The sequence below is a fragment of the Mesorhizobium sp. WSM4836 genome, from assembly GCF_055811815.1.
This window is the reverse complement of sequence record NZ_JBVVQF010000007.1, coordinates 187,324-208,722: the sequence shown is the minus strand read 5'-3', so window position 1 is coordinate 208,722 and position 21,399 is coordinate 187,324. Positions and strand designations below refer to the sequence as shown.

The window sequence follows — 21,399 nt, the reverse complement described above, 5'->3', positions numbered from 1 at the left end:
CAAGCGCAAGCACCTCTATCGAGGCTTTGCGGGTTCGTCGGGATCAGCATTCCGCTTCGCCAACCGGGCAAAAACCGTCGATGTGCGCAACAGCGCCGTAAAACGGCTGCGATGGCTTGCCGGCACAGCGGAGCGCGCCTGCATTCGGTAGAGAATAACGGCCACGAAGATCGCATAGACGGTGGCGCTGAACACGAAAAGCGCGCTCGGCCCGAAAAATTGCATCGCAGTCGAGGCGGCGAACGGCCCGCCAATGGCACCGAACGAGTAAAACAGCATCAAGGCAGCGTTGATCAGCACGAACTCGCCCTTGTCGGCGCGGTCGTTGGAATGCGCCGCCGACAGCGAATAGAGCGGCATGGCGAAGCAGCCGAAGATGAAGACGAGCAGGAAGTTGAGGAACGGACTGCCGCCTGCCACGAACGCCAGCGCCAGTGCCGCCACCATCGCACAGCACGTCGTCATCAGCAGCACCGAGCGCCGGTCCCAGCGGTCGGAGAGATAGCCAAGCGGGTACTGGATGATGGCGCCGCCGAAAATGCCGACGCTGACAAAGGTGACGACGTCGGCGACCGACATGCCGATCTGCTCGGCATAGACCGGCGACAGGGTGCGGAAGGCGCTGTTGGTTACGCCGACGGCGATACAGCCGAAGCAGCCGAGCGGCGAGATCCGCCAGACGCGCGCCAAATCGAGCTTGACGTCTTCCGGCGGCGTAGGGTTGGAGCGGTCGCCGAGCGAAACCGGCACCAGCGAAACGGTGATCATCATCGACATGATGGCGAAGATGGCAAAGCCGCCGGCGCCGAAGATCGGGATCAGGAACTGGGCGCCCGTCACGGAGCCGATGTCGACCATCCGGTAGATGGCAAGCACCCGCGCCCGGTCGGTGTTGGTGACGCCGGAATTCAGCCAGGCTTCCATGATGGTGAACAGGCCGGCGAAGCAGAACCCGCCGGCAAAGCGCACGGCGCACCACATCACCGGATCGATGACCAGCACCAGAAGCAGCGTCCCGGCCGAGGCGATTGCCGCAAGTGCCGAAAAGGCGCGCACATGGCCAACGGACTTCATGATGCGGGTAACGGCAAGGCAGCCGAGCAGGAAGCCGGCGAAATAGAACGTGCCCATCAGGCCGATCGAGGAAGCGGGAAAGCCTTCCTGCGCACCACGCAGCGCAATCAAGGTGCTCTGCAGGCCATTGCCGCCGAGCAGGATGCCGGCGGCGATCAGGAGGGGGATCAGCGGGCGGATGGAAGACATGAAGGAAAGCCTGTCGTTGATCCTTTCTTGAACCATTGCCTTCGCCAATGCCAGCGGCAATTCCCGGTGGCGTTGGGGCCAGCCGGGACCTTGGGTGCACTAACGAGGTGGGGAGCTTGCGCTGCCGCGTGGGTCCGGACACTCCGTGTTGGGAACCAAGGCGTATCTTTGTAGTTCAGTGCAGGTGGGCGAATACGCGTTTTGTGAGCTGCCGGTGCGCGGAGACGGTGCCGGGCCATCGACGTCCGTTCTGCTGCCCGGCCTGAAGCTCCAAAGGGAGGTCCGCCATCATGAAATTTCGTCCCGCATTTGCTGCATTTGCCGTGGCCGCGGTTCTGGCGGCCGGGCCGGCGCGGGCTGTCGACCTCGCCATGGTGTCCGGCGACACCGGCAACGGCCAGAGAATCCTTCGCGAGATCCTCGATCAATACGAAAAGAAGACCGGCAACAAGGTTAGCGTCGTTCCGCTGCCGCCCTCGGCGACGGACCAGTTTGGCCAATACCGGCTCTGGCTCGCAGCCGGAAGCAGCGACGTCGACGTTTATCAAACAGACATCATCTGGGCTCCCCAGCTTGCAAGGCAGTTCATCGACCTGACCGAAGCGACCAAGGATGTTGTTGGCGCCCATTTCCCATCGATCATCAAATCGCAGACCGTGGACGGCAAGCTGGTCGCCTTGCCGATATTCACCGACGCTCCGGCGCTCTACTACCGCAAGGATCTCCTCGACAAATACGGCGCCAGGGTCCCGGCCAGCTGGGCAGAGCTTGCCGACACCGCCAAGCTTGTCATGGACAAGGAGCGCGAGGCCGGCAACAGGGACATGTGGGGCTTCGTTTTCCAGGGCAACGCCTATGAGGGGCTGACCTGCGATGCACTCGAATGGGTGAAGTCGAACGGCGGCGGCCAGATTATCGAGCCGGACGGCAGGATCTCCATCAACAATCCGCAAGCAGCTGCGGCGCTGGAAATGGCGAGGAGCTGGGTGGGAACCATCTCGCCGCCCGGCGTTCTGGCCTACCAGGAAGAAGAGTCGCGCGGTGTCTGGCAGACCGGCAACGCCGTCTTCATGCGCAACTGGCCCTACGCCTACGCGCTTGGCAACAGCGAAAGCTCTCCTATCAAAGGCAAGTTCGAAGTGACCACGCTGCCGCCGGGATCGGGTGAGGGCGCCCGCCCGGCAGCGACGCTTGGCGGCTGGAATCTCGCGGTTTCCAAATATTCGAAGAACCCGGATGCAGCGATCGAGCTGGTCAAATGGATCGCCTCGCCTCAGATGCAGAAGTACCGCGCCCTGAAGGGGGCATATCTGCCGACCATTCAGGCGCTCTATGACGATGCCGACATCGCCGGCGCCCAGCCGGTTATCCCGCGCTGGAAGGAAGTCGTCCTCAACGCGGTGCCGCGTCCCTCGGCCCAGGCCAAGACCAGGTATAATGAAGCATCGAGCGAGTTCTGGACCGCCGTCCACAACACCATGTCCGGCGAAGGCACGGCCGCCGACAACCTTGCCGATCTGGAGTTCTCTTTGACCAGGCTCAAAGGCACCGCCTGGTGACCTCGCCGCGCTCAGGCTCGCTGCTGGCGCGTCAGCGTGCGCGCTCGGCATGGCTGCTCCTTGCCCCGATGCTCATCGTGCTCGCCGCCGTTGCCGGCTGGCCGTTGATGCGCACGATCTACTTCGGCTTCACCGATGCCTCGCTCGCCGACCTCGAAGCCCGCCGCTGGGTTGGTGTCGCCAACTATTTCTCCGTCCTGCAAATGCCGAGCGGCCGCGTCGTCTATGACGGGCTGCTCGCCGATCCGGTCTGGTGGCGCGCGGTCTGGAACACGGTGCGCTTCGCGGTGATTTCGGTGACCTGCGAGACGGTGCTCGGCATGATCGTCGCCCTGGTGCTCAACACCAGGTTTCGCGGCCGCGGCATCGTGCGCGCCGCCATCCTCATCCCTTGGGCGATCCCGACGATCATCTCGGCGAAAATGTGGCAGTGGATGCTCAACGACCAGTTCGGCATCATCAACGACGTCCTGCTCAAGCTCGGGCTGATCAGCACCAAGATCGCCTGGACGGCCAGCGCCGACACGGCGATGGTCGCCGTCCTCGTTGTCGATATCTGGAAAGCGACCCCTTTCATGGCGCTTCTCATTCTCGCCGGCCTCCAGATGCTTCCACAAGAAATCTACGAGGTCGCCAAGCTCGATGGCGTCGGCGCGTGGAGAGTTTTCTGGAAAATCACCTTGCCGCTTATCCGGCCGGCGTTGATGGTGGCCATGATGTTTCGCGGTCTCGATGCCCTGCGCATCTTCGATCTGATCTACGTGCTTACGCCAAACAACATACACACCAAGTCGATGTCGGTGTTTGCCCGCGAGCGCCTGTTTGAGTTCGACAAGTTTGCCTACGGCTCCGCCGCCTCGACGCTGCTCTTCCTCATCCTCGCTTTGCTGACCATGCTCGTTCTGTGGCTCGGCCGGATAAGACTGGACAAGGACTATTGATCATGTGGGGCTGCTGACCATGTGGATCGTCAAGCGCACGGCTTTCTACCTCCTCATCGCCGTCATCGTCGTCGTCGCGGTGTTCCCGTTCTACTACGCCATCATCACCAGCCTGAAATCCGGGACGACGCTCTTCCAGATCGACTATTGGCCGACGACGATTACCTTCAGCAACTACAGGACCGTATTCACCGAGGGGACCTTCCTGCGAAACCTCGTGAACTCGCTGTTGATCTCGAGCGCCGTCGTCTTCATTTCGCTGTTTCTGGGTGTCACCGCCGCCTATGCGCTGGCGCGCATCCGCTTCAGAGGCCGTTCGGCTCTGCTCCTCATCATCCTGTCCGTCTCGATGTTCCCGCAATTGGCGGTGCTTGCCGGTCTTTTCGAGCTGATCCGCACCTTCGGCCTCTACAATTCGCCGTTCGCGCTGATCTTGTCCTACATGATCTTCACCTTGCCGTTCACCGTCTGGGTGCTCACCGCCTTCGTTCGCGACCTGCCGATCGAGTTGGAGGAAGCGGCGATCCTCGATGGCGCCACGCCCTGGATCATCATCAGCCGCGTCTTCCTGCCGCTGATGTGGCCGGCACTGGTGACCACCGGGCTTCTCGCCTTCATCGGTGCGTGGAACGAGTTTCTGTTCGCCCTGACGTTTACCTCCAGCAACGAGCAGCGAACCGTGCCGGTGGCGATCGCGCTGCTCTCCGGCAACTCGCAGTTCGAGATCCCATGGGGCAACATCATGGCCGCATCGGTGATCGTCACCGTGCCGCTCGTCGTCCTCGTCCTGATCTTCCAACGCAAGATCATCTCCGGCCTCACCGCGGGCGGGGTCAAGGGATGAGGTGCGTAGTTGAACTGCCGGCACAGAGCTGCGAACTCGGATTGACGCCTCGGGCATAAATTGATGCCGGTGGGATAGGGGCGGGAAGAACGCGAACTCGACCCAGCTGCTGCTTGCCTTGACAAATGCACCCTCTCATGTGCTTTTCGCGCAAATTTTCGGGCTGGGCCATCATGCCCCGGCCGCAACCCAACATCCGGACCTAGCAATGACAATGCATCGTTACCGCAGCCATACCTGTGCCCAATTGAGGAAGGCCGACGTCGGCTCCTCCGTTCGTCTGTCGGGTTGGGTGCATCGCGTGCGCGACCATGGCGGCCTGTTGTTCATCGATCTGCGCGATCATTACGGCCTGACCCAGATCGTCGCCGACCCGGATTCTCCGGCCTTCAAGATTGCCGAGACCCTGCGCGGCGAATGGGTCGTCCGCGTCGACGGCGAGGTCAAGGCGCGCCTCGCCGAGACCGTGAACCCCAATTTGCCGACCGGCGAGATCGAGATTTTCGCGCGCGAGATCGAGGTTTTGTCGGCGGCCAGGGAATTGCCGCTGCCTGTCTTCGGCGAGCCGGATTACCCAGAGGACATCCGCCTCAAATATCGCTTCCTCGATCTGCGCCGCGACACGCTGCACAAGAACATCGTCGCGCGAACCAGGATCATCGCCGAGATGCGCAAGCTGATGGGCGAGGTGGGCTTCACCGAATTCTCGACGCCGATCCTGACTGCCTCGTCGCCGGAAGGGGCGCGCGACTTCCTGGTGCCATCGCGCATCCACCCCGGCACTTTCTACGCGCTGCCGCAGGCACCGCAGCAATACAAGCAGCTGATCATGGTGTCCGGCTTCGATCGCTACTTCCAGATTGCGCCGTGCTTCCGCGACGAGGACCCGCGCGCCGACCGTTTGCCGGGTGAATTCTACCAGCTCGACGTGGAAATGAGCTTCGTCGAGCAGGAGGATGTGTTCAACACCATGGAGCCGGTGATGCGGGGGGTTTTCGAGACCTTTGCCGCCGGCAAGCCGGTGACGCAAAAGTTTCCGCGCATCACCTATGATGTCGCCATGCGCAAATACGGCACCGACAAGCCGGACCTGCGCAACCCGATCGAGATGCAGGCCGTCTCCGATCATTTTCGCGATTCCGGCTTCAAGGTGTTCGCCAACATCCTTGCCAACGATCCGAAGGCCGAGGTCTGGGCTATTCCGGCCAAGACCGGCGGTTCGCGCGCCTTCTGCGACCGCATGAACTCATGGGCGCAAGGCGAGGGCCAGCCAGGGCTGGGCTATATCTTCTGGCGCAAGGAGGGCGAGAAGCTCGAAGGCGCCGGGCCGCTGGCCAAGAACATCGGCGAGGAGCGCACCGAGGCGATCCGCCAACAACTCGGCCTTGCCGATGGCGATGCCGCCTTTTTCGTGGCCGGCGACCCGAAGAAATTCATCGCCTTCGCCGGGGCGGCGCGCAGCCGCGCCGGCGAGGAGTTGAATCTTGTCGACCGTGATCGCTTCGAATTGTGCTGGATCGTCGACTTTCCGTTCTTCGAATGGAACGAGGAGGAGAAGAAGATCGACTTCGCGCACAATCCGTTCTCGATGCCGCAAGGTGGCATCGATGCGCTTAACGGCGAGGATCTGCTCGGCATCAAGGCGTTCCAGTACGATATGGTCTGCAATGGTTTCGAGATCGCCTCAGGCGGCATCCGCAATCATCTGCCCGAAACCATGGTCAAGGCGTTCGAAACCGTCGGGCTGGACCGCGCAACGGTTGAGGAACGCTTCGGCGGCCTTTATCGCGCCTTCCAGTATGGCGCGCCGCCGCATGGCGGCATGGCGGCCGGCATCGACCGTGTCGTCATGCTGCTGGTCGGCGCCAGGAACCTGCGCGAGGTGACCATGTTCCCGATGAACCAGCAAGCCTACGACCTGTTGATGAACGCGCCGTCGGAAGCCAGCCCGCAGCAGCTTCGCGAATTGTCGCTGCGCGTCGTGGCAACGAAGAAAGACGTTTAGGAAGCTCCGACCGGTTCTATTGATTCAGAAAAAAGCCCGGCATCGCTGCCGGGCTTTTGCTTGGAAGCTCGGTCAGTCTTCGTTCGCCGTAACCGTCACGCCGAGCGTTTTCGGCAGGTCGAGCGGGTTGGACATGGCGCCCGCCATGATCAGCGCGAACGGCACCGCTGCCGGCGGCTCGGCCGAGACCTCGATGCTTTGCGGATCGTCGAGGAACTTGTTGACCGCGGCCGAAACCTGCGCCGTCAGTTCCGGATTGTTGAGCTGCGCCATGCCGAAGGGCACGATCGCCCTGGCCTGGTTGGCAATGTCCTTGCCGGACATGCCTTGCTGCTTGCCGGCATAATCGAGCACCTTCTTGGTCAGCGAATCGTCATCGAAGCGGATCGAGGCGCTGTTGAACGAAAGCTGTTGCAACAGCCCGAGCATGGCCATGCCTTGCGCCGAATTGTCGGCGCCTTCGGGCTGCGTTGCCATCTTCTTCTGCATCTCCTGCATTGATTTGATGACGTCCAGCGTGTAGCCGCCGAGATCGAAGGTCATGCCGAGCGTGCCGGCATTGTCGACCGATATTTCGTATTTAGACAAGTCCATCCTGCCGTCGGTAGGCTGCCAGGTACCTTCCATCTCAAGATTGCCCGATATGTTCTGGTAGCCGAGCGCGTTGATGACTTCCTTGGACTTCGGATCTTCGACCAGGGTCAGGTCGGCCGAGAATTTTTCCGTAGTGCCGGAAAACTCCAGGGCCTTGCCGTCAGCGGGCGGCGTGATCGCGATGGCAAGCCCGTCCATCGAGAACGCGGTCTTGTCGGCCACCTTGACGGTCATGTTTTCGAGCTCGGCCGATTTGTACATCATCAGCGAGCCCAGCGGACCGGTTGCTCCTTCGGCCGGAACCGTCATGTCGTGAATGACGAAGGGGCTGAGATTGAGCGTGACGCCATCCTCGCTGTGTTCGAACGGCGACGTCGATACGGTTGCGATTTGATAGCCGCCATTGGCTTCGGTCACACCTTCGAGCTTGACGTCGCCGATCTTCAGCGCCTCTTTTTCGGCCGCCGGTTTGACCGCTACCCCTTGCAGAACCATGCTGGAGGTGTCGCCGGTTACTCCGGTCCAGGAGAGGTCCACGCCCTGGGCGGCGAGGGCAGCCTTCAGCCGGTCGGCCACCGCGGTATCCTGCGCGAACGCCGCATTCAGCGGCAGCGTCAGCAAAAAGGTCGAAAAAGCCAGGCTTTTAATAAGTGTCGAGTGTCTGATCGTCATCGAGAGCTCCCCTGAGAGTGTCCTGAAATTCTTTTCAAATCGTCGCGCCGTCACCATTCAGCGACGAACTGGACCGGAAAAAGGCGGGCCTCGGCACAACGGTCGAAAATCGCGGCCAAAGGCAAACCCGATCCATCAAGCTTGCGATAGATGCCCGATGTAACGGGTTGATGTTGGCGGGCGTTGCGACGCTTCCAATTGCTGTTGCATAGGAGGACGTATGTTGGGGCCTCTTGCCGCGAATCACCCGCTCGGCTAGTGCCAGCCCATGGGAAAAAGGCTTTTGCCGCCCGAGAGTGGCGGCGGCGACAATATCGAGCCGGTCGATCTGAAGAAGGCGCTGGAAGAGCGCTATCTCGCTTACGCGCTGTCGACCATCATGCACCGGGCGTTGCCGGACGTACGCGACGGGCTGAAACCGGTGCATCGTCGCATCATGCATGCCATGCGCCTGTTGCGGCTCAACCCCGACCAGGGCTTTGCCAAATGCGCCCGCATCGTCGGCGAGGTGATGGGTAAATTCCATCCGCATGGCGACCAGTCGATCTACGATGCATTGGTGCGGTTGGCGCAGGATTTTTCTATGCGCTACCCGCTGGTCGACGGGCAGGGCAATTTCGGCAATATCGACGGCGATAATGCCGCCGCCATGCGCTACACCGAAGCGCGCATGACCGAGGTGTCGACGCTGCTTTTGGAAGGCATCACCGAGGACGCGGTCGATTTCCGCCCGACCTACAACGAGGAGGACGAGGAGCCGGCGGTGCTGCCCGGCGCCTTCCCGAACCTGCTCGCCAACGGCTCGTCCGGCATCGCCGTCGGCATGGCGACCTCGATCCCGCCGCACAATGCGGCCGAGCTTTGCGACGCCGCGCTTCACCTGATCGATCATCCGGATGCGCCCGTCACCAAGCTGATGGATTTCGTACAAGGTCCGGATTTCCCGACCGGCGGCATCATCGTCGACAGCCGAGCCTCGATCCTCGAAGCCTACGAAACGGGTCGCGGCGGCTTTCGCGTGAGGGCGAAATGGAGCCAGGAGGACCAGGGCAGGGGCACCTGGAACATAGTCGTCACCGAAATCCCCTATGGCGTCCAGAAGGCTAGGCTGATCGAAAAGATCGCCGAGCTCTTGATGGCGCGCAAGCTGCCGCTGCTCGAGGATATCCGCGACGAGAGCGCCGAGGACATCCGCGTTGTGCTGGTTCCGAAGAGCCGCTCGGTCGATCCCGGCATCATGATGGAATCGCTGTTCAAGCTAACCGAGCTCGAAAGCCGCTTTCCGCTCAACATGAACGTGTTGTCGCGCGGCAAGGTGCCGAACGTGCTGTCGCTGAAAGGTGTACTCAAGGAATGGCTGGAGCACCGCCGCGACGTCCTGATCCGCCGCTCCAAGCACCGCCTCGGCGAGATCGAGAGGCGGCTGGAGATCCTCGCCGGCTATCTGATCGCCTACCTCAACATCGACGAGGTGATCAGGATCATCCGCGAGGAGGACGAGCCCAAGCAAGTGATGATGGCCCGCTGGTCGCTCACCGACACCCAGGCTGAAGCCATCCTCAACATGCGGCTGAGGGCGCTGCGCAAGCTCGAGGAATTCGAAATCCGTGAGGAATTCAACAGCCTGACCGGCGAGAAGAAGCAGATTGAGGCACTGCTTGCGTCCGACGCCAAGCAGTGGGCGACGATCAAGTGGGAAGTCGCCAATGTTCGCCAGAAATACGGGCCCGAGACCGAGATCGGCAAGCGCCGGACCGAATTCGCAGATGCGCCCGAACATGATCTGACCGATATTGCGCACGCCATGATCGAGCGCGAGCCGGTCACCGTCGTCGTTTCTGAAAAGGGCTGGCTGCGGGCCATGAGAGGTCATCTGACCGACCATTCGGCCCTGACCTTCAAGGAAGGCGACAGCCTCAAGCTCGCCTTCCACGCCCAGACGACCGACAAGGTGCTGGTCTTCACCACCGGCGGCAAGTTCTACACGATCGGCGCCGACCGGCTGCCGGGTGGGCGTGGCCATGGCGAGCCGATCCGCATCATCGTCGACATGGACAACGACCAGGATATCGTCACCGCCTTCGTCCATGATCCCAAGCGCAAGCTGCTGCTGGTTTCGCATGACGGCAATGGTTTCATCGTGCCGGAAGAAGAAGTCGTCGCCAACACCCGCAAGGGCAAGCAGGTGATGAACGTCAAGGCGCCCGACGAGGCCCAGCGCTGCGTGAGCGTCGCCGGCGACCATCTCGCCATTGTCGGCGAGAACCGCAAGATGCTGGTGTTCCCCCTGTCCGAGATCCCCGAGATGGCGCGCGGCAAGGGCGTGCGCCTGCAGAAGTACAAGGATGGCGGTGTCCTTGACGTCAAGACCTTTACGCTCGCAAGCGGCCTGTCCTGGCAGGATTCGGCAGACCGCACCTTCACCAAATCGCGTGACGAGCTTGCCGAGTGGATCGGCGCCCGCGCCTCGGCCGGCCGCATGGTGCCGAAGGGGTTCCCGCGTACGGGGAAATTTGGGTGAAGCCGCTTATCTCCCCCCTCGAGGGGGAGATGTCGCCGAAGGCGACAGAGGGGGTCGGCACGTGCTGACGCGACCTGCTATTGTGGACTGAGGACGCCGGCGCTTCACGCGCGGCGACCCCCTCTGGCCTGCCGGCCATCTCCCCCTCAAAGGGGGAGATTCCAATCATTTGGACTATCGTCACGATTGCTGCACTATATCGGTGCATATGCTTCGCCATGGGAAATCGCGGGGATACCGCATCTAGACGACACGGCTTGGGGGAGGTAGTCGCTTGAAGGAGGTCAGGATCCAGAAACCGGAGCGGCAGCAGCGCCTGTTTGGCCTGTCGACGCCGCTCAGGGCCGCTGTCATTCCGCCGCTGTCGGCGGCACGCTGGCTCCTGGTGCTGATCGTCGCTGCAGGCGTTTATTTCTTCCATGGCTTCCTGTTTCCGGTCCTTGCCGCCCTGGTGATCGCTTTCGCCAGTTGGCCGCTCTATCGGCGGCTGCTCGGCGGCGTCGGCGGCAACCGCACGATCGCCGCGACGCTTGCGATCCTGTTCATCCTGACCTTCCTGGTGGTGCCGATCGCGCTTGCCGGCACCTACGCCATCAATGAGGTGCGCGAATGGGTCGGCTGGGCCATCGAGACCAACCGCTACGGCGCGCCGACGCCGCACTGGATCGCCACGCTGCCTGTAATCGGCGAATGGCTCAATGAACAATGGACGGTCAACGTTGGCCACCCAGGCGGTATCGGCGAATTGATCCAGCTGATCAGCGGCGCCAATATCGGCAGCATCTATCGCGGCGCGCTCGCCGCCGGCGGCAGCGCTTTCGGCCTTTTGCTGACGCTGCTGTTCATGATGATCGCGCTGTTCTTCGCCTATCGCGACGGTGAGCATTTCGCCGGACAGGTCGATCGCCTCGGCGAACGCATCCTGCCGGCCAGATGGGAACGGATCTCACGCGTGGTGCCGGCGACCATCTCCTCGACGGTGACCGGCATGACCGTCATCGCCATCGGCGAAGGGCTGGTGCTGGGCATCGCTTACTGGCTGGCCGGCGTGCCGTCGCCGGTGACGCTTGGCGCGCTCACCGGGATCATGGCGCTGATCCCAGGCGGCGCGCCGCTGTCGTTCACGCTGGTCTCGATCTATCTCGCCGCCAGCGGCTCGCCGATGGCCGGGCTGGCACTGTTCATCTGGGGCGCCGTCGAACTCTTCATCGTCGACAAGACATTGCGCCCGAAGCTGGTTGGCGGGCCGATAAAGCTGCCCTTCCTGCCGACTTTTTTCGGCCTGATCGGCGGCGTCAAGACAATGGGCTTTCTCGGCCTGTTCATCGGCCCGGTGCTGATGGCGCTCCTGGTCGCGATCTGGCGCGAATGGCTGCGCGAAGTGGAACTGACCGATGAGCTCGCTGCCGCCGAACCGGAGGAGCACGATGACGCGCCGCCGCAGATCGAAATTGTCGCCGAACGCGCCGCCGCGAAAACGAATCAGGCCGGGTGACTGACGGCGAAGGTGGCGCGGCGCTTGCGCCCCTCGTGCAACTGCCAGAGCGAATGGCCGATCAAGGTCATGATGAGGATTGCGCCGCCGATCAGGCTGTTGCGCGACGGCGCTTCGGCGAAGATCATCCACACCCAGACCGGTGCCAGCACGGTTTCGAGCAGGTAGAACATCGCCACCTCCGGCCCGGAGATGTATTTCGGGCCGTTGGCGAGGCAGAAGAACGAGATCGGCATGATGACGGCACCGTTGAAGACGATCCACCATGGCGCGTTGACGTGAAAACCCACCTTGGAAACCATCAGGGCGGCGACGGCCAGCGGCAGGACCACTCCGATCAGCGCCGTGAAACCCATGTCCTTGCCGCTGGCGCGCGAGATGGTGATGGCCAGTGCGATGAAAAAAGCCGAGCACAGCGCCAAGAAATCGCCGAACAGGTGCCCCGTGCCGATCGAATCGCCGAGGATGATCGCGACGCCGACGATCATGATCAGCATCGCCACCACCGTGACCAGTCGCGGCCGCTCCTTCAGGAACACCCAGGACAGCAGCGCCGCGAACACGGCGTTGAAGGCCAGGATGAAGACCAGATCGGCGGTTGTGGTGTAGAAGACGCTGGTGATGAAAGTGACTGAAGTCAGCCCGTAGCATATGGCGACGACGAGGCCCGGCCAGCCGGGGATGAGCTGCGGCGCGTTCCTGCTCAACGCGCGCCAGACGCCCCAGATGATCAGCGCCGCGACCAAGGTGGTGCCGGTGCGCAGCAGGAGGATCGTCCACGGGCCGCCGTCGGCGAGCCGGATCAGTGGAATGTCGACGGTCAGCGTCAGCCCGCCGATAGCGGTGATGAGAAGGCCCTTCTGGTGGTCGATGTGAGATGACATGCGGCAATTCTCGCACTGAATTTGGAGGCAGGCGCAAATTGGCCCAGCGTCTATCCTTCCAGCCAAGCGGCCGAAAAAGCCAGCGGCATCCTCCTCGAAACGGTTTTAAGGATGATTGGCGAGAGAGCGGATCAGCGCGAGACCGCTTCGTGATTGTAGCGTTCCCAGCCTTTCGGGCCGAGATGCTCCTGCGGCTGGAAGCGCATCTTATAATTCATCTTGCGCGAGCCGTTGACCCAGTAACCCAGGTAGACATGGGGCAGCCCCATCGCCCTGGCGCGGGCGATGTGGTCGAGGATCATGAAGGTGCCGAGCGAGCGGTCCTCGAAGTCCGGGTTGAAGTAGGAATAGACCATCGACAGGCCATCGGCCATCTTGTCGGTGAGCGCCACGGCGATCAGCTCGCCCTGGCCCTTGCCGGTGATGAAGCTGTCGGGTCCGCGGCGACGATATTCGATGACCTTGGTGTCGACATGGGTATCCTCGACCATCATGGCGTAGTCAAGCACAGTCATATCGGACATGCCGCCACGGCGATGGCGAGCATCGAGATAGCTGCGGAACAGCGAATACTGCTCGGTCGAGGGTTCAGCGTCGTGCATGGCGCCGACCAGATCCGAATTATGCTGTATGACCCGTTTCATGTTGCGGCTGGCGGTGAATTCCTGCGCCAGGATGCGCACCGACACACAGGCGCGGCAGGTCTCGCAAGCCGGCCTGTAGGCGATGTTCTGCGACCGCCTGAAACCGCCCTGTGTCAACAGATCGTTCATCTCAGGGGCCTTGTCGCCGACCAGGTGTGTGAACACCTTGCGCTCGAACTGGCCCTCGAGATAGGGACATGGCGAGGGCGCGGTCAGAAAGAACTGCGGCGACTGGGTCGGGTGCTGCGTCATCGAGCCTTGGAAACACTCCTGCGAATCGCTCTACCTTTGGCGCGGACGCCGAAAAATTCAACAGGATTGTGAAAGCCTGGTTGATTGGACGTCTTCACATTTCTGCGCAAGGGCTGTGGCCGCGCTTTAAAAGTCTGCTCAGCGGCCGCTGCGGCTGACGACGGTGCCGAGCAGCAGGTCATGCAGCGTGCGCTTGCGATCGGAAAACAGGCTCACCAGCAGGACCAGCGGCGAAAGGATGACATTGCCGGCCCAAAACAGCACCGAATGCACGACGGCGGTCAGCCCGTCGATGGGGCTGCCGTCGAGCCGGTCGAGCCGGATGCCCATCACCTTCATGCCGGTGGTGGCCTGGTCTGTACTGCCGAGCGTGTTCCAGATGTAGAGGATGGCGACGGCCGGCACGAGAATGGAAAACAGCATCCAGCCGAGGCCGAGCGTCAACAGCCCGAACAAGAACACCAGGATCGCGAATGGAATGGTGAGCAGCGCCACGATGAAATAGTCGATGACGAAGGCGAGAATGCGCCGCGTGCGCACGCCCTCATAGGCGCGGACATTTTCGAGCCTGCTAGTGATGATTTCGCCGTCGAGAACGCGAGCGTTCATGTCATTTCCTCGTAATGGAACCCGGGTTAATGCAGGGGGTCGCTTCTTGGTGAAATGGTGAAGGTTCGCGGCGGAATCAAGATCGAGCCTTTCGCCGCCATGTAGCCGGCGACGGAGTGCCTGGTGCCGTCTGACTTGTTGAATTCATGGCGCGGATAGCGTTAGCTTGCTGCGGCGCAACAAGGGCGCCGAGCCGAGGGGACAGGGCGACATGGACTACGACATGCTGGTCATCGGCAGCGGCCCATCCGGGCGCCGCGCCGCGGTGCAGTCGGCCAAGCTCGGCAAGTCGGTGCTGGTGGTCGACAGAGGCCGGCGTCTCGGCGGCGTGTCGGTGCATACCGGCACCATACCGTCGAAGACGTTGCGCGAGACCGTGCTCAACCTCTCCGGCTGGCGTGAGCGCGGCTTTTATGGACGCGGCTACCGCGTCAAGCAGGACATTTCGGTCGGCGATCTGATCGAGCGTCTGCACAAAACCCTCGACCATGAGGTCGAGGTGCTGCAGCACCAGTTCATGCGCAACACGGTCAAGAGCGCGCGCGCCGCGGTAAAATTCCTCGGCCCCAACAAGGTCAGCCTGACCACCGACACCGGCGATCACAGCGAGGTCGGCTTTGCCCATGCGCTGATCGCGGTCGGCACCCGGCCGCACCGGCCGCGCGACGTGCCGTTCGACAAGACGCGGATATTCGACAGCGACGAGATGCTGGAACTCGACCGCCTGCCGCGCACCTTGACGGTGATCGGCGCCGGCGTCATCGGCGTCGAGTATGCGACGATCTTTTCGGCGCTCGACGTTCCGGTGACGCTGGTCGAGCCGCGCAACACAATGTTGGATTTCGTCGACCGCGAGATCGTCGACGACTTCATCCATCAGATGCGCGACCGCGGCATGACGATCAGATTGGGCAGTGCCGTCAAGGAGATCGCCTCGAAACCCGACTACGCCGAGGTGACGCTGGCCGACGGCCGCACCATACGTTCCGAAATCGTGCTATATGCTGCAGGGCGTACCGGCAATGTCGGCAGTCTTGGGTTGGAGGCGGTTGGCATCGAGGCCGATTCCAGGGGCCGCATCAAGGTCGACCCGCAGACCTTTCAGACCAGCGCGCCCAACATCTATGCCGCCGGCGACGTCATCGGCTTTCCGAGCCTGGCCTCGACCTCGATGGAGCAGGGCAGGGTGGCCGCATGCCATGCGTTCGGCGTGCCCTTGCCGCCGTCGCCCGAAACCTTTCCCTATGGCATCTACGCCGTGCCGGAAATCTCCACCGTCGGCAAGTCCGAGGAGCAGGTACGCGAGAGTGGTGCTGCCTACGAGGTCGGCGTGGCGCGGTTTCGCGAGACATCGCGCGGCCACATAATGGGCGTCAATACCGGCTTCCTGAAGCTTCTGTTCTCGATCGAAACACGCCGTTTGCTTGGTGCACACATCGTCGGCGAGGGCGCGACCGAGCTCATCCACATCGGCCAGGCGGTGATCAATCTCGGCGGCACCGTCGACTTCTTCGTCAACAACACCTTTAACTATCCGACGCTGGCCGAAGCCTACAAGATCGCCGGCCTGGACGCCTGGAACCGCATGGGGCGAGGGTAGCTTCGAGGCTCATCGATCTGAAGCTGCAACGGCGACTGCAGAATCCGCCAGCCATTGCCTGACGATCTCGGCGTCCGGATCGCCGATTTCATGGCCGGAGGCGACGGTGTGGGCTTCGACCTTGGCGCCATGGCGGGTGAGCAGTCCGACCAGCGCGAGTGCGAAAGGCCGGTAAGTCAGGTCGTCGGCGCCGGATATGATTACCACCCGTGCCTTGCTGAGATCCGCCGGCGGCACCTCATCCAGAACCGGCATCGGGCGCAGCAAAGCCGCTTGGGCGATGAGCCGCGGATGCAACAGCATCACGCTTGAAACCAGGTTGGCGCCGTTGGAATAGCCGACAAAGATGGCCCGGGCGAGATCGAGCTCGTGGCGTTTCGCGGCCTTCGGCATGAAGTCCGCGAAGGCGTCCGCCTCTTTGCGGATGCTGTCCTGTTCGAATCGTATCGGCGAAATCCGCCTGAACCAGCGGAAACCCTCTTCCTGGGCGATGCGGCCACGCACGGCCACCAAGGTTGCGTGCGGCGCGACTAGGCGCCCCAGCGGCACCAGAGTCGTCTCGTCGACACCCGATCCATGCAGCAGAAAGAGGCATTCTCCGGTTGGTGCTGCGGGCCTGTAAACGCGGTAGAAAAACGGCAGGTCACGCCGCAAAAAGTCATCTTCCGGAGATTTTTCGACCATAGTTGCATCCTTTTGTTTTCACGATGTTTTCATTCATTTGCCGGCTTCAAAACGGAATATTTTCAAGCTCTGCGAAAGTTGATTGAACCGGGCACATTTCAGTCTGTTTCTTCGCCGATATAATTCCCGCGGGAGGGATTCGAAGCAGTGTGCGCCGGGTGGTCGCATTGCCGGGCATGAACAACCAGCTTTAAGGCCTTTTATCGATGACCATGCCAGTTTCGCCGGAACGCGATACCCGTATCGATGTGTTCCGGGCTCTCGCCCTCCTGACCATATTCGTCGACCACGTGCCCGGCACCGTTTTCGAAACCCTGACCTATAAGAATTTCGGGTTTTCCGATGCGGCCGAGGCCTTCGTGCTGATCTCCGGCATGTCCGTCGCTCTCGCCTACGGCACTAAATTCCAGCCGGCAAACCGGCTGATTGCAACGCTGAAAATGTGGCGCCGTGCCGGCGTGCTCTACGTCACCCACATCGTCACGACGATGGTGGTCATGGCCATCTTCTGCGCGGCGGCGGTGTTTGCGAAACGGCCGGACCTTCTGACACTGATCAACATCGAGCCGCTCGTCAGGAACCCGCCACAAGTCCTGGTCGGCATCGTCACGCTCGGCCATCAGCTCGGTTATAACAACATACTGCCGGTCTATGCGGTGCTGCTGTTGATGGCGCCGGCCTTCCTGCTGTTCATCAGCTATCGGCCACTGGCGGCGCTTGCCGTATCCGCAGCCCTTTGGCTGATCGTCGGAATCTACCAGATCGCGCCGCCCAACTACCCTGAGCCCGGGTTTTGGTTCCTCAATCCGCTGTCATGGCAATTGCTGTTCAATATCGGCATGGCCAGCGTGTTGCATGTGCGGCGCGGCGGCACTATCCCGGTCAATCGCTGGCTGGTCGGCGCGGCGGCCGCCTATGTACTCACGGCGCTCGTCTGGGTGCACAGCCCGCTTTGGGGACAGGTATCATGGCTGAATCTGCCCGTGGTGCTGACCGGATTCGACAAGACCTTCCTGTCGCTGCCGCGGCTGCTGCATATCCTGGCGGTGAGTTATCTGGTCGTCGCCTTGCCTTTCGTCTCGAACCTGTTCCGCACCGGCCGTGACAATCCGCTCGCCATATTGGGCAAACGCTCGCTGCCGGTTTTCATTGCCGGCACGGTGATTGCCATGGGGGCGCAAGTGATGAAGCTGATCAACCCGGGCGGCTTTGCCTATGACAGTCTGCTGCTCGCCGCCGGCATCGCCATGCAGTTCGCGCTCGCCTTCTATCTGGAGTGGCTATCCGCCATCGGCTGGTCCGGCAAGGGCAAGCCGGTCCGCAACGGGGCGGCCCGCTCGTCTTTTGAAATCGGGCCGATGGCCGCACAAGCGAACCGATAGACCTCGACGGTCGATCTACCGGCCTCAAGCTATACGCGGCGGCGGTCCGGACGATGCCCTGACGACAAGTTCGACGTCGAGCGTTTCTCGCCGCACCATGCCGTCGAAGTCGAGGATTCTTCGCGCTGCCCGGCGGCCGATCTCGGCGATGGGCTGGGCGATGGTGGTGAGCGAAGGCTCGCAAATTGCGGCTTCAGGCACGCCATCGAAGCCGACGACGGAAACATCGCGGGGAACCGCGATGCCCCGTGCGTCGAGCCATTCCAATGCCACCATCGCGATCCGGTCCGACATCGCCAGGATAGCGGTCGGCGGCTCCGCCGAGGCGAAGATGGTTTCGAGACCAGCCCTTGTGCTCGCCTTGTCGTTTTCGGTCTCGTAGACCGGCACCTTGGCGGCCTCGACACCAAACCGGGAAAGCTCGTCGAAATAGCCGAGGAGGCGGTCACGGGTTCCGGTGTAGGACGCCGTCCGGACCTGCTCGGGCGAGACAAGACCGGTGCTGTCGTCGGCGAAGGCCAGCGACAACACGGCGAAGCGGCGATGTCCAAGTTCCGCCAGATGGCGCGCCGCGAGCCGGCCGCCGGCGACATTGTCGATACCGATCGCGGAGACTGTGTCGTCCTGCGAGCCGAGCTCGAGCGCGACGAAGGGGAGCTTTCGTTCGCGCGTCAGCTCAACGAGACGCGGACCGCCCTCGATGCAAAACAGGATGAAGCCGTCCACGAGGGCGCTCTGGATATTCCAGGCAAGTTTTTCCTCGTTGCCAGCCGACACGAGGGCTATTCCCGCTCCGGTGGCATCGCAGGCTTCCGAGATGCCGGCCATCATCACGCGGGCAAACGGGTCGTCGAAGAAATAGGACAGCGGCTCAGTTGTGGCGACGCCGATTGCATTGACCTTGCCGGCGCGCAGCAGGCGGCCCTTGGGATCCGGCCCGGCGTAGCCCAGCGCCTCGGCCGCCGCCTTGACCCGCTCGCGGACTTCCTCGCGCACGATTTCGGGACGGCTGAAGACATTGGAGGCGGTGCCGTGCGATACGCCCGCGGCTTTGGCGATGTCCGCCAGCCGTATGGGCCTTCTGCCGCCTTCGGTGAGTGATGCCATTTGTTTGTCTCCAGGACTCCTGTCCAACGGTATCGCCAATGACCTAACACCTTCGTTGGATCGATTCAAATTTTGCTTGACTTGCATGGCGCAATGCCTATGATTTGAATCGATCCAACGAGCTTCCTCCACGGGTTGGATCGATACAACAGGAGAGTGCCATGCACCCGGTCAATTATTTATTCGAGGATATTTACCGCAACGACTGGAGCATCCGTTCGAACGCGCAGGCCCGGAAGCGGCGAGACACCGTTGGTCCGTGGATTCGCGACCTGCGTTTCCTGGTGAGTCGCAAGCGGAGCTGATTGTCAGGCTATTTTTTCGCCTGTTGATTGGATCGATTCAAATGAGCAAGAGGAGATTAGGCCATGCACCCGATCAAGCATCTATTCGAAGACATCTATCGCAATTATTGGGGCATCTCACCGGCCACCGAACGGCCGGAGCGACGGCGTGTAGTCAAGACGACCAAGCGCGATGGCCAAGTCCGGCCCGAACATCGGCAAGATTGAGCTGGCAAGACCGAGCTCGTGGATCGAGGGCGGCTGGCGAAAGAGCAGCGGCCGCCATTGGTTGCCGCATCAGTGGCGGCGCGGACGTACTAGCGCCGAGACGGCCAGCACCAGCCAGCCGCCGATGAGCAACGTGCCGCCGATTGGCGCCGACATCGGGAACAGTCGCGAGCCAAGGAAGTCGCGGGCCAAAAGATCTCCCGAGAACAGCAAAAGCCCGACGAGAAGGATGAGGCTTCCGGTTCGCAGGAAGCTATTGCCACCGAGCAGCCCGACGGTAAGGAAGACCGGCGCATGCATGAGCAGGAAGGATGCGGCCGTACTAACAAAAACGCCGCCGAGATGCGCCGCCGCTGCCGAAAGCGCCACGCCGGTTGCGCCGCATAGGCCGCCGGCAAGAACAAGAATGCGACTGCCCGCCGTCTGTTCAGCCATGCTCATTTCCATGCCTCCGTGATTCCTGGCGACCGCCTGAGGTAGTGCTGCAAACCGTGTCAGGATTTGCCGGCTTGCGCCAGCATGTCGCGTCCGCGGCGTGACTGGACCAGCCAGTTACAGGCCGCTCCGCCCGCCATCAGCACGGATGTGCCGAGAAACACCGAGCGCATACCGAAATGGCCGCCGACGAAGCCGCCGAGTAACGGTCCGGCGACCTGCCCGACATATTGCGCCGAGATCGACAAGCCCAGCACATTGCCGCCGACGCCGTCGGGCACATTGTGGCGAATGACGCTGGTGATGCAGGGCAAAAGGCCGCCAAGCGCCAGGCCCATCAGGAAACGCAGGCCGACGAGTTGCCAGCCCTGCGTAACGAAAGCCTGCGGGATCAGCAGCAGCGCCGAGACTGTGAGTGCGGCAACGATGACGTTCCAGTGGCCGATACGGTCGGCGAGCTTGCCGAGCCGCGACGCCGACAGGATGGCGCCGAGCGCTGCCGCCGACATGACGATGCCGGAGACCAGCGTGACCTGGCTCTGATCTTCGATGAGCTGTTGGACATAGACGGTGATGATCGGCTCGATCGACATGGTGGCGAAATTCAACAGCATGCCGGTCGCCAACATGGCGACGATGGGGCGCTTGTCGGGAATTTGCGACCAGCCGCCTTTCGCTTTTTCTTCTGACGCGGCCTTGGCGGCAACCGGGCGAGGTGCCTCCTTGATCAGCAAGGTGGTTGCCAGAAAGGCCAGGAAAATGACCCCGCCGGCGAGCAGGAATGTGGCCCGGATGCCAATCAGCGGCGGCAGCGCGCCGCCAAGCAGCGGACCGACCAGGGCACCGGCGGTGATTCCGGCCGACAGCACGCCCAGCGCCCAGCCGGAGCGATCCTTTGGCGTCTGCATGGCAACCAGGATGGTCGAGCCCGAAGAATAGCCGCCGGCAAACCCGATCAGCAGGCGCAAGAGCACCAATTGCCAGACGGTCTGCACCATGCCGGTCAGCGACATGCACAGCGCCATGCCGAAACTGGCGCGCACCAGCATCAGTTTGCGGCCGTAGCGGTCGCCTAGCCGCCCCCACAGCGGCGCGACCAGCGCGGCAGCAAGGAAGGTGGCGCCGTAGGCGATGCCCGACCACTGCACGATCGCCGCATGGCCCTCGGCGCCCAGCTGCTCGACGTATAGCGGCAGGAAGGGCAACAGCAGCGTCATCGCTACAAGCGTGCTGAACGAGCCGGCAACACACACGGCGAGATTACGGCGCCAGTGGACGTTGTGCGTGCCTTGCGTGGCGAGGATGGCGTCTTGCGGCATGTCCTGTCCTGTCCGGCCAGCTCGTGCGAAAACTTGCTGCGGATACCATTTTGGGATACCAAGCTGGTATCTGTCGT

General features: G+C 62.2%; 19 protein-coding genes. 10 read left to right on the top strand and 9 right to left on the bottom strand.

What is annotated here, in order from left to right:
• Nucleotides 1-15: 15 nt before the first annotated feature.
• The gene (locus AC0L2P_RS11765; RefSeq protein ID WP_473501385.1) at nt 16-1,263 is read right to left on the bottom strand and encodes an MFS transporter; all 1,248 of its coding nucleotides are present in this window, start codon (nt 1,261-1,263) and stop codon (nt 16-18) included.
• A 290-nt stretch (nt 1,264-1,553) separates the two neighbouring features.
• Here AC0L2P_RS11765 and AC0L2P_RS11760 point away from each other — a divergent pair, with 290 nt between their 5' ends.
• From AC0L2P_RS11760 to aspS, 4 genes are all read left to right on the top strand, one after another.
• On the top strand, nt 1,554-2,822 hold the full coding sequence (locus tag AC0L2P_RS11760; protein WP_473501359.1) for an ABC transporter substrate-binding protein: 1,269 nt from the start codon (nt 1,554-1,556) through the stop codon (nt 2,820-2,822).
• Nucleotides 2,823-2,890: 68 nt separating this feature from the next.
• Nucleotides 2,891-3,763 (top strand): carbohydrate ABC transporter permease, encoded by an 873-nt coding sequence (locus AC0L2P_RS11755; RefSeq protein WP_473501384.1) that lies wholly within the window; start codon nt 2,891-2,893, stop codon nt 3,761-3,763.
• Nucleotides 3,764-3,782: 19 nt separating this feature from the next.
• The gene (locus AC0L2P_RS11750; protein WP_473501383.1) at nt 3,783-4,607 is read left to right on the top strand and encodes a carbohydrate ABC transporter permease; all 825 of its coding nucleotides are present in this window, start codon (nt 3,783-3,785) and stop codon (nt 4,605-4,607) included.
• A 214-nt stretch (nt 4,608-4,821) separates the two neighbouring features.
• A complete protein-coding gene (gene aspS, locus AC0L2P_RS11745) occupies nt 4,822-6,612 on the top strand; it encodes an aspartate--tRNA ligase (protein WP_473501382.1) in 1,791 nt (596 codons plus the stop codon).
• Between the two features lie 72 nt (nt 6,613-6,684).
• Here aspS and AC0L2P_RS11740 read toward each other — a convergent pair whose 3' ends face one another.
• Nucleotides 6,685-7,878 (bottom strand): hypothetical protein, encoded by a 1,194-nt coding sequence (locus AC0L2P_RS11740; RefSeq protein WP_473501358.1) that lies wholly within the window; start codon nt 7,876-7,878, stop codon nt 6,685-6,687.
• A 268-nt stretch (nt 7,879-8,146) separates the two neighbouring features.
• On the opposite strand from AC0L2P_RS11740, the gene parC reads away from it, so the two are divergent.
• Nucleotides 8,147-10,399, top strand: coding sequence for a DNA topoisomerase IV subunit A (gene parC, locus AC0L2P_RS11735; protein ID WP_473501357.1), 2,253 nt, complete (start codon nt 8,147-8,149; stop codon nt 10,397-10,399).
• 274 nt (nt 10,400-10,673) lie between these two features.
• Nucleotides 10,674-11,894 carry an AI-2E family transporter gene (locus tag AC0L2P_RS11730; protein WP_473501356.1) on the top strand — a complete coding sequence of 407 codons (1,221 nt, stop codon included), beginning with the start codon at nt 10,674-10,676 and terminating at the stop codon, nt 11,892-11,894.
• Here the strand turns inward: AC0L2P_RS11730 and AC0L2P_RS11725 are convergent.
• The 3 genes from AC0L2P_RS11725 to AC0L2P_RS11715 all read right to left on the bottom strand — a co-directional run bounded on the left by AC0L2P_RS11725 (nt 11,882) and on the right by AC0L2P_RS11715 (nt 14,283).
• Complete coding sequence (locus tag AC0L2P_RS11725; protein ID WP_473501355.1) at nt 11,882-12,778, bottom strand: DMT family transporter; 897 nt, start codon at nt 12,776-12,778, stop codon at nt 11,882-11,884. The two genes, AC0L2P_RS11730 and AC0L2P_RS11725, sit on opposite strands and share 13 nt — an antisense overlap.
• 131 nt (nt 12,779-12,909) lie before the next feature.
• Complete coding sequence (locus tag AC0L2P_RS11720) at nt 12,910-13,674, bottom strand: arginyltransferase (protein WP_023717252.1); 765 nt, start codon at nt 13,672-13,674, stop codon at nt 12,910-12,912.
• A gap of 138 nt (nt 13,675-13,812) precedes the next feature.
• Entirely contained in the window at nt 13,813-14,283 is a 471-nt protein-coding gene (locus tag AC0L2P_RS11715) for an RDD family protein (protein WP_473501354.1), read from the bottom strand.
• 211 nt (nt 14,284-14,494) lie between these two features.
• Between AC0L2P_RS11715 and sthA the strand changes: the two genes are divergently transcribed.
• On the top strand, nt 14,495-15,883 hold the full coding sequence (gene sthA, locus AC0L2P_RS11710; RefSeq protein ID WP_473501381.1) for a Si-specific NAD(P)(+) transhydrogenase: 1,389 nt from the start codon (nt 14,495-14,497) through the stop codon (nt 15,881-15,883).
• A gap of 9 nt (nt 15,884-15,892) precedes the next feature.
• Here the strand turns inward: sthA and AC0L2P_RS11705 are convergent, their stop codons facing one another.
• Nucleotides 15,893-16,567 carry an alpha/beta hydrolase gene (locus AC0L2P_RS11705; protein ID WP_473501353.1) on the bottom strand — a complete coding sequence of 225 codons (675 nt, stop codon included), beginning with the start codon at nt 16,565-16,567 and terminating at the stop codon, nt 15,893-15,895.
• A gap of 206 nt (nt 16,568-16,773) precedes the next feature.
• Between AC0L2P_RS11705 and AC0L2P_RS11700 the strand changes: the two genes are divergently transcribed.
• Nucleotides 16,774-17,949 (top strand): OpgC family protein, encoded by a 1,176-nt coding sequence (locus AC0L2P_RS11700; RefSeq protein ID WP_473501352.1) that lies wholly within the window; start codon nt 16,774-16,776, stop codon nt 17,947-17,949.
• 24 nt (nt 17,950-17,973) lie between these two features.
• Here AC0L2P_RS11700 and AC0L2P_RS11695 read toward each other — a convergent pair whose 3' ends face one another.
• Nucleotides 17,974-19,056, bottom strand: coding sequence for a LacI family DNA-binding transcriptional regulator (locus tag AC0L2P_RS11695; RefSeq protein ID WP_473501351.1), 1,083 nt, complete (start codon nt 19,054-19,056; stop codon nt 17,974-17,976).
• Nucleotides 19,057-19,217: 161 nt separating this feature from the next.
• On the opposite strand from AC0L2P_RS11695, the gene AC0L2P_RS11690 reads away from it, so the two are divergent.
• Both AC0L2P_RS11690 and AC0L2P_RS11685 read left to right on the top strand, forming a co-directional pair.
• Nucleotides 19,218-19,361, top strand: a complete 144-nt coding sequence (locus AC0L2P_RS11690) for a hypothetical protein (RefSeq protein WP_473501350.1) — start codon at nt 19,218-19,220, stop codon at nt 19,359-19,361.
• 63 nt (nt 19,362-19,424) lie between these two features.
• Nucleotides 19,425-19,568, top strand: coding sequence for a hypothetical protein (locus tag AC0L2P_RS11685; protein ID WP_473501349.1), 144 nt, complete (start codon nt 19,425-19,427; stop codon nt 19,566-19,568).
• Nucleotides 19,569-19,637: 69 nt separating this feature from the next.
• On the opposite strand, the gene AC0L2P_RS11680 is transcribed toward AC0L2P_RS11685, so the two are convergent.
• Both AC0L2P_RS11680 and AC0L2P_RS11675 read right to left on the bottom strand, forming a co-directional pair.
• A complete protein-coding gene (locus tag AC0L2P_RS11680; RefSeq protein WP_473501348.1) occupies nt 19,638-20,009 on the bottom strand; it encodes a DUF423 domain-containing protein in 372 nt (123 codons plus the stop codon).
• Between the two features lie 53 nt (nt 20,010-20,062).
• Entirely contained in the window at nt 20,063-21,322 is a 1,260-nt protein-coding gene (locus tag AC0L2P_RS11675) for a multidrug efflux MFS transporter (protein WP_473501347.1), read from the bottom strand.
• Nucleotides 21,323-21,399: the final 77 nt, after the last annotated feature.

Coding starts and splice junctions, on each gene's coding strand:
- AC0L2P_RS11765 (WP_473501385.1), bottom strand. CDS start 1,263: ATGTCTTCCATCCGCCCGCTGATCCCCCTCCTGATCGCCGCCGGCATC.
- AC0L2P_RS11760 (WP_473501359.1), top strand. CDS start 1,554: ATGAAATTTCGTCCCGCATTTGCTGCATTTGCCGTGGCCGCGGTTCTG.
- AC0L2P_RS11755 (WP_473501384.1), top strand. CDS start 2,891: ATGCTCATCGTGCTCGCCGCCGTTGCCGGCTGGCCGTTGATGCGCACG.
- AC0L2P_RS11750 (WP_473501383.1), top strand. CDS start 3,783: ATGTGGATCGTCAAGCGCACGGCTTTCTACCTCCTCATCGCCGTCATC.
- aspS (WP_473501382.1), top strand. CDS start 4,822: ATGCATCGTTACCGCAGCCATACCTGTGCCCAATTGAGGAAGGCCGAC.
- AC0L2P_RS11740 (WP_473501358.1), bottom strand. CDS start 7,878: ATGACGATCAGACACTCGACACTTATTAAAAGCCTGGCTTTTTCGACC.
- parC (WP_473501357.1), top strand. CDS start 8,147: ATGGGAAAAAGGCTTTTGCCGCCCGAGAGTGGCGGCGGCGACAATATC.
- AC0L2P_RS11725 (WP_473501355.1), bottom strand. CDS start 12,778: ATGTCATCTCACATCGACCACCAGAAGGGCCTTCTCATCACCGCTATC.
- AC0L2P_RS11720 (WP_023717252.1), bottom strand. CDS start 13,674: ATGACGCAGCACCCGACCCAGTCGCCGCAGTTCTTTCTGACCGCGCCC.
- AC0L2P_RS11715 (WP_473501354.1), bottom strand. CDS start 14,283: ATGAACGCTCGCGTTCTCGACGGCGAAATCATCACTAGCAGGCTCGAA.
- sthA (WP_473501381.1), top strand. CDS start 14,495: ATGGACTACGACATGCTGGTCATCGGCAGCGGCCCATCCGGGCGCCGC.
- AC0L2P_RS11705 (WP_473501353.1), bottom strand. CDS start 16,567: ATGGTCGAAAAATCTCCGGAAGATGACTTTTTGCGGCGTGACCTGCCG.
- AC0L2P_RS11700 (WP_473501352.1), top strand. CDS start 16,774: ATGACCATGCCAGTTTCGCCGGAACGCGATACCCGTATCGATGTGTTC.
- AC0L2P_RS11695 (WP_473501351.1), bottom strand. CDS start 19,056: ATGGCATCACTCACCGAAGGCGGCAGAAGGCCCATACGGCTGGCGGAC.
- AC0L2P_RS11690 (WP_473501350.1), top strand. CDS start 19,218: ATGCACCCGGTCAATTATTTATTCGAGGATATTTACCGCAACGACTGG.
- AC0L2P_RS11685 (WP_473501349.1), top strand. CDS start 19,425: ATGCACCCGATCAAGCATCTATTCGAAGACATCTATCGCAATTATTGG.
- AC0L2P_RS11680 (WP_473501348.1), bottom strand. CDS start 20,009: ATGAGCATGGCTGAACAGACGGCGGGCAGTCGCATTCTTGTTCTTGCC.
- AC0L2P_RS11675 (WP_473501347.1), bottom strand. CDS start 21,322: ATGCCGCAAGACGCCATCCTCGCCACGCAAGGCACGCACAACGTCCAC.